This is a genomic window from Streptomyces sp. NPDC104096 (genome assembly GCF_055584385.1).
This window is the reverse complement of record NZ_JBVJMD010000058.1, coordinates 1-13,283: the sequence shown is the minus strand read 5'-3', so window position 1 is coordinate 13,283 and position 13,283 is coordinate 1. Positions and strand designations below refer to the sequence as shown.

General features: G+C 72.9%; 11 protein-coding genes. 10 read left to right on the top strand and 1 reads right to left on the bottom strand.

Features of this window, described 5'->3' with window-relative positions:
• Positions 1 to 419 precede the first annotated feature (419 nt).
• The 7 genes from ACZ60B_RS35865 (at position 420) to ACZ60B_RS35835 (ending at position 7,372) form a co-directional block, all read left to right on the top strand.
• Positions 420 to 950 (top strand): hypothetical protein, encoded by a 531-nt coding sequence (locus ACZ60B_RS35865; RefSeq protein ID WP_469394666.1) that lies wholly within the window; start codon positions 420 to 422, stop codon positions 948 to 950.
• A gap of 276 nt (positions 951 to 1,226) precedes the next feature.
• The gene (locus ACZ60B_RS35860; protein ID WP_469394664.1) at positions 1,227 to 2,162 is read left to right on the top strand and encodes an ABC transporter ATP-binding protein; all 936 of its coding nucleotides are present in this window, start codon (positions 1,227 to 1,229) and stop codon (positions 2,160 to 2,162) included.
• Entirely contained in the window at positions 2,159 to 3,013 is an 855-nt protein-coding gene (locus ACZ60B_RS35855; protein WP_469394662.1) for an ABC transporter permease, read from the top strand. Before ACZ60B_RS35860 ends, ACZ60B_RS35855 begins: the two co-directional genes overlap by 4 nt.
• A gap of 171 nt (positions 3,014 to 3,184) precedes the next feature.
• Positions 3,185 to 4,570: a sensor histidine kinase gene (locus tag ACZ60B_RS35850; RefSeq protein ID WP_469394726.1), complete on the top strand. Its 1,386-nt coding sequence runs from the start codon at positions 3,185 to 3,187 to the stop codon at positions 4,568 to 4,570.
• Entirely contained in the window at positions 4,567 to 5,244 is a 678-nt protein-coding gene (locus ACZ60B_RS35845; protein WP_469394660.1) for a response regulator, read from the top strand. Before ACZ60B_RS35850 ends, ACZ60B_RS35845 begins: the two co-directional genes overlap by 4 nt.
• A gap of 253 nt (positions 5,245 to 5,497) precedes the next feature.
• A complete protein-coding gene (locus tag ACZ60B_RS35840; RefSeq protein ID WP_469394659.1) occupies positions 5,498 to 5,701 on the top strand; it encodes a cold-shock protein in 204 nt (67 codons plus the stop codon).
• A 237-nt stretch (positions 5,702 to 5,938) separates the two neighbouring features.
• The gene (locus ACZ60B_RS35835) at positions 5,939 to 7,372 is read left to right on the top strand and encodes a DEAD/DEAH box helicase (RefSeq protein ID WP_469394656.1); all 1,434 of its coding nucleotides are present in this window, start codon (positions 5,939 to 5,941) and stop codon (positions 7,370 to 7,372) included.
• 119 nt (positions 7,373 to 7,491) lie between these two features.
• Here the strand turns inward: ACZ60B_RS35835 and ACZ60B_RS35830 are convergent, their stop codons facing one another.
• Positions 7,492 to 8,889 carry a lipase family protein gene (locus ACZ60B_RS35830; RefSeq protein ID WP_469394725.1) on the bottom strand — a complete coding sequence of 466 codons (1,398 nt, stop codon included), beginning with the start codon at positions 8,887 to 8,889 and terminating at the stop codon, positions 7,492 to 7,494.
• Positions 8,890 to 9,378: 489 nt separating this feature from the next.
• Between ACZ60B_RS35830 and ACZ60B_RS35825 the strand changes: the two genes are divergently transcribed.
• From ACZ60B_RS35825 to ACZ60B_RS35815, 3 genes are all read left to right on the top strand, one after another.
• The gene (locus ACZ60B_RS35825) at positions 9,379 to 10,005 is read left to right on the top strand and encodes a TetR/AcrR family transcriptional regulator (protein ID WP_469394654.1); all 627 of its coding nucleotides are present in this window, start codon (positions 9,379 to 9,381) and stop codon (positions 10,003 to 10,005) included.
• Positions 10,006 to 10,182: 177 nt separating this feature from the next.
• Positions 10,183 to 11,667 (top strand): DUF1775 domain-containing protein, encoded by a 1,485-nt coding sequence (locus tag ACZ60B_RS35820; RefSeq protein WP_469394652.1) that lies wholly within the window; start codon positions 10,183 to 10,185, stop codon positions 11,665 to 11,667.
• A 294-nt stretch (positions 11,668 to 11,961) separates the two neighbouring features.
• The gene (locus ACZ60B_RS35815; RefSeq protein WP_469394649.1) at positions 11,962 to 12,960 is read left to right on the top strand and encodes an NAD(P)-dependent alcohol dehydrogenase; all 999 of its coding nucleotides are present in this window, start codon (positions 11,962 to 11,964) and stop codon (positions 12,958 to 12,960) included.
• The last annotated feature ends 323 nt before the right edge of the window (positions 12,961 to 13,283 follow it).

Genomic DNA, 13,283 nt, shown 5'->3' with positions numbered 1-13,283 from the left:
GGTGATCAAGTGAAGCCCGGGCCTGGTCCAGACCAGGCCCTGTCCGAGATCTGGTGAGGAGCGAGGGGCCACCGCTCCACCGCCGCCTGCTCGCGGCGGTGTGCGTCACGCCGACCGGCGCGGCGGCCTGGTCCGGTCCTTCGGCACCTGGAAGGAACGCATGTGAAGCTGCACTTCGGTGCAGGCCGCGGCAAGGCACTCGCACTCGCGGCCATGGCCGCGATCGCCGTCACGACCGTCCCGGGAGCGGTGTCCGCGTCAGCGGACGACAACCGGGTGGCACGCTCGGAGAACTGGGGAGTGCTCACCCGCAACACCATCGGCTCCCCGGTCGCCGCGCTGCGCAACGGCCCCGTCACCCGCGACGTCCTGACGGGGTCCAGTCGCCGCCGTACGGCAACGGCAGCCTCGGCATCGAGGTGGCGGACAACGCGAGCAAGCAGAGCCCGGGCGCCGAGAAGGTCGACTTCGGGAACGAGGCCGACTTCTTCGGCGCGAACTTCCTGGACCTGGACCAGGTCGGGTTCCATGTCTTCCAGACCAGCGAGAACGTCAGCGCCGGCGGCGGGATCTCCAACCTGCCGAACATCAGGTTCGTGGTCAATCCGAATGTGAGCTCCGCGCCGCGTGACGTCTGTTCCACCGTGGTGTGGGAGCCCGACCCGGTCCAGGCGGGGTCGGTGAACAAGTGGAGCGGCTACCTCGACGCCATCAAGTCCGGCCACTGGTACCTCACCGGCGGCGAGGGCGGCTGCACCCAGGCCGAAAAGTGCGACTTCCAGCACCTGAAGTCCTCGCTCGACGACGGCGGCAACACGCCGGTCGTCCGCTCCGTCGCGATCAGCAAGGGCCGCGACTACGCATGGGTCGGCGCGGTCGACGGCCTCCGGCTCAACCGGTACGTCTACGACTTCGAGGCCAACGGCGTGAACGCCCGCCGGGTCCGCTAGTCACACGGGCGGGACGGCCCGACCGTCCCCGGCCGACACGGCCCCGCCGGTCGAACCCGACCGGCGGGGCCGTCGTGCTTCCCGGCCGTCCGCGGGCCGCTGTCGTCGTAGGGGGCACCCGGCTCCTCTAGTCGGACGGCCCCCGTCGGCGTAGTACCGCGGTACCACCGCCCCGCGCCATTGCCCCCCGCGGTACCACGGATCGCGGCCGCCCGGCACCTAGCGTTGCAGGTGAGAGGCCGGACGGGTCCGGCGGCCCGGAGCAAGGGAGCGACGATGATCGAGGCGCAGCAGCTGACGAAGCGGTACGGGGAGAAGACGGCGGTCGACCACCTGGACTTCGTCGTGAAGCCGGGCACGGTCACCGGCTTCCTGGGCCCGAACGGCGCGGGGAAGTCCACCACCATGCGCATGATCGTCGGACTGGACGCGCCGACCGCCGGCACCGTGACCGTGAACGGACGGCACTACGCCGAACACAGCGCGCCGCTCCAGGAGGTCGGCGCCCTGCTGGAGGCGAAGTCGATCCACCCGGGCCGCTCCGCGTTCGACCACCTCATGGCGCAGGCCCACACGCACGGCATTCCGCGCCGCCGCGTGGAGGAGGTCGTCGAGCTGACCGGCCTTCAGTCGGTGGCGAAGAAGCGCGCCGGTGCCTTCTCCCTCGGCATGGGCCAGCGACTCGGCATCGCCGCCGCCCTGCTGGGCGACCCGGCCACCCTCATGCTGGACGAGCCGGTCAACGGGCTGGACCCCGAGGGCGTGCTGTGGATCCGCAACCTGCTCACCCGACTCGCCTCCGAGGGCCGTACCGTCTTCGTCTCCTCGCACCTGATGAGCGAGATGGCGCTGGTCGCCGACCACCTGATCATCGTCGGCCGCGGACGTCTGCTGGCCGACACCACGGTGCAGGAACTGATCCGCCGCGCCGGCGGCGACTCGGTCACCGTCGCCTCCGACCGGGCGGCCCGTCTGCGCGAGGTGCTGTCCGGACCGGGCGTCGAGATCACCGGCGCGATCGGCACGGAGGAGCTCCAGGTGACCGGCCTGTCCGCACGGGCCATCGGCCTCAAGGCCGCCGAGCACGGCATCCCGCTGTTCGAGCTCAGCTCCCGGACGGTCTCGCTGGAGCAGGCGTTCATGGACCTGACCAGCGACGCCGTCGAGTACCACGGCACCACCACCGTCGAGACCCCCAGGAGCGTGGCATGACGACATCGACCGTGACCGAGAGCTCCGCGACCGCGCCGACCCCCGCGCGGCCGGCCCGTCCGCAGTACAAGGTGACCGGACGCAGGGTCCTTCGCTCGGAGTGGGCCAAGCTGTGGTCCCTGCGCTCCACCTGGATCACCCTGGGCCTCGGCCTGCTTTTCCTGGTCGGGTTCGGCGTCATCGCGAGCGCGCACTACCACGCCGACTTCGTCGCGGGCCGGCCCCCGCGCCGGGACGACGCCAACGCCACCGCGCTCAGCCTCTCGCTGTTCGGCACCAACTTCGCCCAGTTGGCCCTGGGCGTCCTGGGCGTGCTGGTCTCCGCCGGCGAGTACTCCACCGGCATGATCCGCTCCACGCTCGCCGCGGTGCCCCGCCGCCTGCCGGTCCTGTGGGCGAAGGCGGCCGTGTTCGGCCTGGTCGCCCTGGTCGTCGCCACCGTCGGCGTCCTCGTCGCGTTCCCGATCGGCAGCGGCCTGGTCTCCGACACCCCCGCGGCCCTGTCGCTCTCGCACGAGGGAGTCGTACGCAGTCTGCTGGGCGCCGGTCTCTACCTCGGCACCGTCGCGGTGATCGGCGTCGCGCTCGGCGCGCTGCTGCGCTCGGTCGCCGGCGGCATCGCCGTCCTGGTCGCCTCGCTGATGCTGGTGCCCGGACTGGTCTCGCTGCTGCCCACCTCCTGGCAGGACGACATCAGCCCGTACCTGCCCAGCAACGCCGGCGAGTCGATGTTCGCCCTCACCCACGACGCGACGACACTGGCCCCCGTCGCCGGGGGCCTGGTCCTCCTCGGCTGGACCGTGCTCGCGCTGGCGGGCGCCGCGTACCGTCTGGTGCGTACCGACGCCTGACCCGGCGGCCGCGGCCGGGCGGAGCGCGGGCGGCCCCGGGCCGGTGCGCTCCGCCCGGCCGGTGTGCGCCACGATGAACAGGTGACCCTCATGAGCAGCGACGACATCACCGCGGGGACGGCCGTCCCGGTGCGGGCGGCCGTCCCCGCCGGAGCGACCGCCCTGACCGGGATGGATCCGGTGTGGAACCATCCCCTGGTCGGCCGGGTGTCCCGGGTCGGCCGGCGGTTGCGGCGCACGGACCGCGCCCGGCCGTGGCTGCTGGACACGGCGCTGGTCCTCGTCATGGTGGCCGTGCTGTGCGTGCCGGACCTGTGGCCGCACCACCACGAACGGCACGACCAACTCGCCAAGGCCTTCACCCATCTCTCGCTCACGGCGACCCTCGCGCTCCAGGCCGGACAGGTGCTGCCGCTGTTGTGGCGCCGCAGACAGCCGTCCGTGGCCTTCGCGCTGACCGCCGCCGTCTTCCTGGTCCAGTGCGCCGTGGGCGCCTGGCTGCGCGTCGCCGTCGCCGTCCTGGTCGCCCTCTACAGCCTCGCGCTGCACGGGCGGCTGCGTCATCTGCCCACCGCCTGCGCCGTGACGGTGAGCGGCCTGGTGCTGCTCGCCGTACGGATGCGCTCCGACGTGTCCGTCCTGGACGGCCTGTTCCTGCTGAGCACCACCATCGTCGCCGCGGTCGCGCTGGGACTGGCCGTACGCATCCGGCGCGCCCAGGTCGCCGGGCTGCGCGACCGCGCGGCCCGGCTGGAGATCGAACGCGACCAGCGCAGCCGGCTGGCCGTCGCCACCGAACGCACCCGGGTGGCCCGCGAGATGCACGACATCGTCGGCCACAACCTCTCCGTCATCATCACCCTCGCCGACGGCGGCGCCTACGCGGCCGACACCTCCCCGGAACGCGGCAAGCAGGCTCTGCTGCTCATCGGTGACACCGGCCGCCAGGCGCTGGGCGAACTGCGCCGCACCCTCGGCGTGCTGCGCGAGCAGACCCGGGCCCCCCGGCTCACCCCCCAGCCCGGTCTCGCGGACATCGACGCCCTGTGCGCCCGGATCCGCTCCGCGGGACCCCAGGTCACCTACCGGACCGGGGGCACGCTGGACACCCTGGACCGGGGCATCCAGCTCGCCGTCTACCGGATCACCCAGGAAGCCCTCACCAACGCCCTCAAACACGCGGGCCAGGAGACCCGGATCCGGCTGTCGGTGACCGCCGACGACCCGCTGGTGCACATCGAGGTCCACGACACCGGGCCGCGGGACGGCACCGTCCGGATCCGGGCGCCCCACGACGAAGGACACGGACTCGCCGGAATGAGAGAACGCGCGGCCCTCTACGGCGGCACCGTCACCGCGGGCCCCACGACGGACGGCGGATGGACGGTCCGGGCCGCCCTCGACCTCACCCCCCTCGCCGGCCTGCCGGGCCCGGCGGGTTCCGCCGACCCCTCAGGGCCGCCCGGTCCCTCGGACCCGCCCGACATGTTCGACCGGTCCGAACCGTCGGGCAGGGCCGGTCTGTCGGGCGGTTCCGGGACGGGGGGTGCGGCATGACCACCGTGCTCATCGTGGACGACCAGCCCTTGCAGCGCTTCGGCTTCCGTATGCTCCTGGAGAGCTCCCCCGAGACCGTGGTCGCGGGCGAGGCGGCCCACGGCGGCGAGGCCGTCCGCCAGGCCGCCGAGCTGCGCCCGGACGTGATCCTGATGGACGTCCGGATGCCGGGCATGGACGGCATCGAGGCGACCCGGCGCATCGTCGCCTCCGGCGGCCGCTCCCGCGTCCTCGTCCTGACCACCTTCGACGTGGACGAGTACGCCCACGCGGCGCTGCGCGCGGGGGCCAGCGGATTCCTGCTGAAGGACGCCCACCCGGAGGAGCTGCTGGCCGGGATCCGCGCGGTCGCCGCGGGCGACGCGGTGATCGCCCCCGCCCTCACCCGGCGCCTGCTGGACGCCTACGCACACCATCTGCCGCAGGCCGCGCCGGGCGCCGGCGCCGAAGGCGACCCCCGGGTGCGCTCCCTGACCGAACGCGAGCACGAGATCCTGGTCGCCATCGGCCGGGGCTGGACCAACGGGGAGATCGCCGAACGTCTCGTCCTGTCGGAGTCCACGGTGAAGACCTACGTCGGCCGCGTCCTGGCGAAGATCGGGGCGCGCGACCGTATCCAGGCCGTCATCTTCGCCTACGACCTCGGCCTCGCCCGCCCGAATCCGTCGGACTGATCGGCGTCCGTACGTCCACGGGCGTGGCCGCATGCGAAGCGGTGAGGGTCACGGGTGGAATAACAATACGTATGCGTCTAACGTGGTAACCTTGCCGTAGTTGCAGTTGTGGTTCCCGAACTTCAAGTGCCTCGACGGTTGTATGCCGTCGGGCGTTTTTTGTCTTTCCGGTGCTTATCCGGACGGGGTTCATTGTGGCGACGCAGGGGCTCGCAAGGTGTGAGCCCGCGGGCACAGCCCCGAAGGAGATGACATGGCTACTGGCACCGTCAAGTGGTTCAACTCGGAAAAGGGATTCGGCTTCATCGAGCAGGACGGCGGCGGCCCGGACGTCTTCGCCCACTACTCGAACATCGCCTCTTCCGGCTACCGTGAGCTTCAGGAAGGCCAGCGGGTGAACTTCGACGTCACGCAGGGCCAGAAGGGCCCGCAGGCGGAGAACATCACTCCCGCCTGACGTCGAAACGTCTGAGGAAGTTGGGGCCCCGTCCGTCACGGATGGAGCCCCAACTTTTCGTTTCCGTACGCTGCGGAAAACCTCTGGAAATCTTTGGCCCGGAAGCTCGACCGCAAAGCCGGGCCCCCAAATCCGGCCCGCCACGAAGCGCGGCCCTGAAATCGGCTCGTTCTTGCGATTCGTCCGGCTCGATCCTGCCGGGAATTCCTCGATGCGTGCCCTCGAGGAAGGTTCTGCATGAGCCGTTCACCCCGTCCTGAAGCCAGTTCCGGCGGCGACGCGCGCCGCCGCGCCACCCGCCCCGAGGAATTCCGGTCGCCGGACACCGTCGCCCCGGCCCTCCCTCCGGCCGCGACCTTCGGCGAACTGGACCTGCCCGACGCGGTGCAGCGGACCCTCGCCGATCGCGGCCTGAGCGAGCCGTTCCCGATCCAGGCCGCCACCCTGCCGAACTCCCTCGCGGGACGCGACGTCCTCGGGCGCGGACGCACCGGCTCGGGCAAGACGCTCGCCTTCGGCCTGGCACTCCTCGTGCGCACCGCGGGCCGGCGCGCCGATTCACGCAGGCCGCTGGGCCTGGTCCTGGTCCCCACGCGCGAACTGGCCCAGCAGGTCACCGACGAACTCGCCCCGTACGCACAGGCGGTGAAGGTGCGCCTGGCCACCGTGGTCGGCGGCCTGTCCATCGGCCGGCAGGCGGCCGTGCTGCGCGAGGGAGCCGAAGTCGTCGTCGCGACGCCCGGCCGTCTCACGGACCTCGTCGAGCGCAAGGCGTGCCGCCTGGACCGGGTGGACATCACCGTCCTGGACGAGGCCGACCAGATGGCCGACATGGGCTTCCTGCCCCAGGTCACCGAACTGCTCGACCAGGTACGGCCCGACGGGCAGCGGATGCTGTTCTCGGCCACCCTGGACCGCAACATCGATCTCCTCGTCGAGCGGTATCTCCACGACCCGGTGGTCCACTCGGTCGACCCGGCGGCCGGAGCGGTCACCACCATGGAGCACCACGTGCTCCAGGTGCACGGCGCCGACAAGTACGCCACCGCCACCGAGATCGCCGCGCGCGACGGACGCGTGCTCATGTTCCTGGACACCAAGCACGCCGTCGACCAGTTCACCAGGCATCTGCGCAGCAGCGGGGTGCGGGCCGCGGCCCTGCACGGCGGCAAGTCCCAGCCCCAGCGCACCCGCACCCTGGCGCAGTTCAAGGAGGGCGGGGTGACGGTGCTCGTGGCCACCGACGTCGCGGCCCGCGGCATCCACGTCGACGACCTCGACCTCGTCGTCAACGTCGACCCGCCCACCGACCACAAGGACTACCTGCACCGGGGCGGCCGCACCGCCCGCGCGGGCGAGTCGGGCAGCGTCGTCACCCTGGTCACGCCCAATCAGCGCAGGGACATGGCCCGGCTGCTGTCCGACGCGGGTGTCAGGGCCCGGGTCACCCAGGTCCGCTCGGGCGAGGCCGAGCTGAGCCGGATCACCGGGGCCCGGACTCCCTCCGGTGTCCCCGTCGACGGTGCCGCCCCGCTCCCGGCGCAGCGGCAGCGCGGCGGGACCCCCTTCCGCGGCCTGGGTGCCCGCCCGGGCCGGGGCGGACGCGGCGCCGCCGAGGCCCGGCAGCTCGCCGAGGCCCGCAAGGCCGCCCGGGTCCGCCGGGGCGCGTAGGGCCGGGCGGTGTACCGATTTTGTCGGTCCGTCGACCGAGTGACCGGCCGCGCAGGTCGTGTCTGACGCGGCCGGTCGCCCGGCGGTGCCCCCTGGGGCATGAGGCCCGGGCCGAGGACTCAGGGGAGGAGGGGCAGCAGCCAGCAGTTGGAGAGGGTGGCCTGGCCGGCCAGCCGGTCGACCAGCCATGAGATGGCGTCGCCCTGGTCCGTCAGGAGCGGGGCGAAGTGGTTGACGATGTTCTTCTCCCCGAGACTCGGCAGGTTGACGGGTACGTAGGTGACGTCGGCGCCCTTGCGGCACCAGTCGGCGGCGAGCTTGCGGGCCTGCCCGTGGGGCACCATGTCGTCGTTGACGCCGGTGACCACCCGCACCGGACCCGCGGGCTTGAGCGTGCCGATGCGCTGGGCGTCGATGAAGGACTTCAGCCGGGGTTCGCCGGCGACCACCTGCGAGACCGGACTGCCGTCCGCCGTCCACTGCGTGCTCGACACGGCCCCGAGGGTGAGCAGCGCGTCACCGACGCACATGGTCGAGGTCTTGGTCAGAGCCGCCCTGCCCGCCGCGTTGAGACGCGCGTCGATGACGGGCCCGAGCGACGGGTCGCTCTGCACCATGCCGTTGACGGACCAGCCGATGGCGGCCGCGAGGGCACTGCCGTCGACGCCCTTCATCACTTCGTTCAGATCGGCCGGCGGCGCTCCCGAGTAGGTGCCGGCCAGGGGGACGTCGGGTGCGTAGGAGGGCTGGAGTTCGGCGGCGGCGGCGCTGGCGCCCCCGCCCTGGCTGTAGCCGTACAGACCGACCGGGGACGCCGAGGTGACGGATCCGCCGGTCACCGTACGGGCGGCGCGCGCGACGTCGAGGAGGGCGTGCCCCTCGTCGACGCGGCTGACGTAGGTGTGGACGCGGTCGGTGGTGCCGAGCCCCGCGTAGTCGGTGACCGCGACGGCGACACCCCGGCTCAGGATCCGGTAGATGGCCAGGGCCTCGTAGCCGACGGAGACGGAGCCTTCGTTCAGGGCGATGGGGTGTTCCAGGGCGAGGGAGGCGGAGCACTGGTCGCCCTGGCCCATCGTGCCGGGGGCGAAGGCCACGACCGGGCGCGGGCCCCTGCCCTTCCAGGCGGCGGCCGGCTCGATGTAGGCGCCGGTCACGGCCATCGGCCGGCCGGCCGAGTCGGTCGACCGGTACATCAGCCGGGTCGCCGTACCCGGCAGCGGGCCGTCGACCCCGGGCAGGCTCAGCGCCAGGGGAAGCGGCTCCGTACGTATCAACGCGCCGTTGGTGTCCGGCAGTTGGGCGGGCGGTGTGTAGAAGGCCGGGACAATCGGGGCGAGTGAACCGGCCGCTTCCGCCGCCGTGAGGGGCTGGGCCGCGGCGGGCAGGGCGGTGGCGCCCAGGCCGCACACGGCGACCAGCGCGGTGGTCAGCAGACGGCTGCGGGCGGAGGCCGGCCGCCGTTCGCCCGCGGGTGTTGCTGTGGGGGGCTGCTGGGTCCGACGGGGCGTCTCCATCGACACGCCCTGCGGTCCGGATGGTCCGATCGATCGCTTCATGCGGCTCGCTCCTGCTGGCAGACGGACTTCGGGGCACGCGGCCCCTGAAGTCCCGGGTGGGGAGTCGTTCGACTTGGTGCGTCGCGCATGCCGACCGCCGGACGGTCGCCGTGGGTGGCGACCGTCCGGGATCCGGCGGATAGGACGGCGGGCCCGCTCCTCGCGCTCTCCCGGACTCTCGGACCGGGCGGGCGGCGTACCGGCGGGCACGGGGTACTGAGGCTCTGGCCAGGAGCCTTTGTGGGGTGAGGTTCCGGGGCCGCCGGTCTGGTGCACCGAGGGCGCCTGGAGATGACTCGCGAGTCAGTTACTCGGTAGTCACATCGGCAGAGTAAGACGACGTGTCACTGAGTGACAAGATGTCTGCAAGCGTCAGATGTGGCTCTGGCTATGCTGCGTCGACCAGACGCATTGGGGTGGGGAGCGACAGTGCACGAGGTATCGGCCATGGAGCGTTCGGCTCCGGCGGATCGGGCCGCGCGACGACCGACGCTCGGCGAGCGGCGCAAGTCCGCGCTCCGCGTGGAGATCGCGCACGCGGCCATCCGCCTGTTCACCGAGCAAGGTGTCACCGGCACCACGGGGGAGGAGATCGCGCAGGCCGTCGGCATCTCGGCCCGGACCCTCTGGCGGCACTTCCCGACCAAGGAGAGCTGTGTCAGGCCGCTGCTGATCGCGGGCCTGGACTTCGTCGCTGAGGCACTGCGTGCCTGGCCCGCGGACACGTCGCTGCGGGACCACCTCGAGGACGTCCGCGCGTGGGGCGACGCCTTCGCGCCGCCGGAGGCCGTCTGGGAGCTGATCTCCCTGACCCGTACCGATCCGGGACTGCACGCCGTATGGCTCCAGGTCCACGACGACGCGCTGCCGGTCTTCGCCGAACTGTTCGCCCGCAGGGACGGGAGCAGCCCGGACAGTCTGCGGGTGAAGGTGCACGCGGCGATGTTCAACGGGGCGCTGCGGGCGGCCGTGGAGGACTGTCTGGCGGCGCCCGCGACGATCCGTTCGGAGACCGGCCTGAACACCTCCCTGCGCACCGCCCTGCGCGCGGCGGCCGAGGGACTGCCCTACTGAACCGGCGCGACACACCGCGGCCGAGAGGCCGAGCCGTTGAGCGACCATTCGTGCGAGAGGTCGCTCGGACGCGGGACCGCGCGCCTGACCGGCGTTGCGTCCGCCGGGTGCGGCAGGTGACCTCTTCGGGGATGCGCTCTGCGGCCGACGCGGGCGATGCCCCATGATGAGCGGGCGATGACCACGCCCCGCACGCTCCGCCCCCGCACCCCGGCACCCGGCCCGCCGCTGCCCGTCCTGCGGGCAGCGGTGTTCGCGGTCGTCGGGACGGCCCTCGGAGTGAGCGCGCACCATCTGGTCACCGAGGGGCCCGCGCCCTGGCGGCACGGCACACTGGCGGCCGCGGCACTCTTCGCCGTCGGGCTGGTCGGCACCCGCCGCCCGCGCTCCCTGGCCTCGGTCGTCACGGTCTGCGCCACCGCGCAGGCCGGGCTGCACCTCTGGCTGACGACGGCGCCCACGCGCAGCGCCCCGCCCGCGGCCCTGACCGGACACCCCGAACACCCCGAACACCTCGGGCACATGGCTCACGCGGCAGGCGCCCACCGGATGTGGCACGGGCACCCGCAGAGCTCGCCGACGATGACGGCGGTGCACGCGGTCGCGGCCGTACTGGTCGCCGTACTGCTGCACCGCGCGGACACGGTGTGCTGGTCGCTGGCACGAGGCCTCGACGCGGCGGCCGTGGCGGTCCGGGCGTGGGCGGCCGCGGCCTGGGTCCTGTGCCGCGGCCACCGTGTTCCGGCCGGACCGCGGCCGCCCGCACCGGTGTTCGCCCGACCGGCCCGGCGGCCCCCCGAGGAGTCGGTGCTCGCCGACGTGGTGGTGCGCAGGGGTCCTCCCCGGGCGCGACTCGCTCGCGCCCACCGACCCCCTGCCGGGGCGGCGGTCCGTCCGGCCGCTCCGCGCACCCCACACCTGGAGACACCCATGTTCCGCGTCGTGAAGCGGTACCGCACCGCCCGACACTTTCCCCTGGCGGCCGCTGCGGCCGCCTGCGCCGTCCTGCTGGGCGCCGGCCCGGCCGCCGCCCATGTGGAGGTGGAGTCCGAAAAGGCCCAGGCGCTCGCCGAGAACGTCGAGATCGCCTTCGACGCCGAGTCGGAGTCCGACACCGCGGGGATCACGCAGATCCGCGTGGTCCTGCCCGAGGGCATCGCCCCCGCCGACGTGACGTACGGCGAAGGCCCCCAGGGCTGGCGGTTCTCCGTGAACGCCGACGGATACACCGTGAAGGGCCCGGCCCTGAAGACCGGCACCGACGCCGCGTACTCCGTCGTCGTCAGGCAGCTGCCCGACGCGAAGAAGCTGGCCTTCAAGACGCTCCAGAGCTACGCCGACGGACGCACCGACCGCTGGATCGAGCTGGACGAGAACGGGGAGAACCCGGCGCCGACCCTCGAGCTCAAGGCGGCCGCGCCGGGCGCCGAGCCGGTCGTCCCGTCGCCGACCGCGACCCCGGCCACGACGGCGAGCGCGTCCGCGTCGCCTGCGCCCGCCGCGGAGGGCGCCGCCGCCTCGCCGTCCCCGCAGGCCGCCGAGGCGGACAAGGACGACGACGGGCTGTCGGCCGGCGTCTGGGCCGCGATCGTCGCCGCGGTCCTGCTCGTGGCCGCCGGCGCCGCCGTGTTCGTACGCCGCCGGGGCGGCGACGAGGGATAGCCGGTCGCACGGCCAAGGCCCCTGCGTCTCCCGGCGCAGGGGCCGTACGACCCCACGGCGCCGCCTTCGGACCCGAACCGGCCGGATTCCAGGGGCGGTCGGTGGTTCTGACGCCGGGCATGACGACCGGGTCCGCACCGGAGGCCGCCGAGGTCTGGCCAACGGCGTGCGTCCCCGGGGACGATGCGAGGGGGAGGCCGACGGACGGCAGGGCGGACGGACAGTCAGGCGCGCACCGTCGGACCGCGCACCGGCGGACCACGGACCGCGGGCCGGCAGTCAGGGGGACCCATCGTGAAGGCCATCGTCCAGGACGCCTACGGCTCCGCCGACCGGCTCCTGCTGCGTGACATCGACCGGCCGTCACCCGCCGCGGACGAGGTCCTCGTCCAGGTGCACGCGGCGGGCGTCGATCCGAGCGTCTGGCACCTGATGACCGGACGGCCCTACCTCGCCCGCCTCAGCCCGCAACTCGGTGTGCGCCGGCCCGCCCACCGGGTCAGGGGCTGGGACGTCGCCGGACGCGTCGAAGCGGTCGGTGCCCGGGTGACCGGCTTCGCACCCGGCGACGAGGTCTTCGGCAACTGCGACGGGTCCTTCGCCGAGTACGCCTGCGCCCGGCCCGACCGGCTCGCCCCCAAGCCCGTGGGACTCACCTTCGAAGAGGCCGCCGTCCTGCCCGTCTCCGGTGTCACGGCTCTGCAGGCACTGGACCTGGCCTGCCCGCGGCCGGACCAGGAGGTCCTGGTCATCGGCGCCTCCGGCGGGGTGGGCGGCTACGCCGTCCAGCTCGCCGCCCACTACGGCGCCCGGGTCACCGGGGTCTGCGGCCCCGGCGGCGCCGACCTCGTCCGATCGCTGGGCGCCGCGGACGTCATCGACTACACCCGCGAGGACATCACCGACCGGCCGGTCCGCTACGACTTCGTCCTCGACGCCGCGGGCAACCGCTCCCTCACCCGGCTGCGCCGCGTCCTCGCCCGGCGCGGCACGGTCGCCTTCGTCGGCGGCGAGGACGCGGGCCCCGTGCTCGGCGGCATGGACCGCTGGGCGCGCGGACTGCTGCTCTCCAGCGTCGTCCGGCAGACCTTCCGTCCGGTGTTCGCCGCCACGCGTCAGGAGGACCTGCTGCGGCTGAAGGTCCTCGCCGAGAGCGGCGCGCTCACCCCCGTGATCGACCGCGCCTATCCGCTGGCCGACGCCCCCGCCGCCGTACGCCACCTGGAGAGCGGCCATCCGCGCGGGAAGCTCGTCCTCACCGTCCCGGGAGACCCGGGACTCCCGGGACGGTGAACGCGACCTGTCATCTGGCACTCAGTTCCCTAAAATGCAGCACTCAGTGTCATTCATGGGTTCTGGCCTGCCCGGAGTCGTCTGCGGGCGATGCGCCGACGGTCGGCATCCGATCGACAGGATGCCTGTTCCGGTCAATCGCTACGCCTGTAGACCGAACCCCCTTTCCCGTCTGGCACTCAGTGCTGCAAAATGAGGGTACTGAGTGCCGTTGAGGAGAGCGCATGTCTGACTTCGACCTGTACCGCCCGTCCGAGGAGCACGACATGCTCCGTGACGCGATCCGTTCGCTGGCCGAGGCGAAGATAGCCCCGTTCGCGGCC

What these genes read in the sequence shown, in the direction of transcription:
- ACZ60B_RS35825 (WP_469394654.1), top strand. Translation starts at nt 9,379, where the DNA reads ATGGAGCGTTCGGCTCCGGCGGATCGGGCCGCGCGACGACCGACGCTC.
- ACZ60B_RS35850 (WP_469394726.1), top strand. Translation starts at nt 3,185, where the DNA reads ATGGATCCGGTGTGGAACCATCCCCTGGTCGGCCGGGTGTCCCGGGTC.
- ACZ60B_RS35830 (WP_469394725.1), bottom strand. Translation starts at nt 8,889, where the DNA reads ATGGAGACGCCCCGTCGGACCCAGCAGCCCCCCACAGCAACACCCGCG.
- ACZ60B_RS35840 (WP_469394659.1), top strand. Translation starts at nt 5,498, where the DNA reads ATGGCTACTGGCACCGTCAAGTGGTTCAACTCGGAAAAGGGATTCGGC.
- ACZ60B_RS35845 (WP_469394660.1), top strand. Translation starts at nt 4,567, where the DNA reads ATGACCACCGTGCTCATCGTGGACGACCAGCCCTTGCAGCGCTTCGGC.
- ACZ60B_RS35855 (WP_469394662.1), top strand. Translation starts at nt 2,159, where the DNA reads ATGACGACATCGACCGTGACCGAGAGCTCCGCGACCGCGCCGACCCCC.
- ACZ60B_RS35860 (WP_469394664.1), top strand. Translation starts at nt 1,227, where the DNA reads ATGATCGAGGCGCAGCAGCTGACGAAGCGGTACGGGGAGAAGACGGCG.
- ACZ60B_RS35820 (WP_469394652.1), top strand. Translation starts at nt 10,183, where the DNA reads ATGACCACGCCCCGCACGCTCCGCCCCCGCACCCCGGCACCCGGCCCG.
- ACZ60B_RS35835 (WP_469394656.1), top strand. Translation starts at nt 5,939, where the DNA reads ATGAGCCGTTCACCCCGTCCTGAAGCCAGTTCCGGCGGCGACGCGCGC.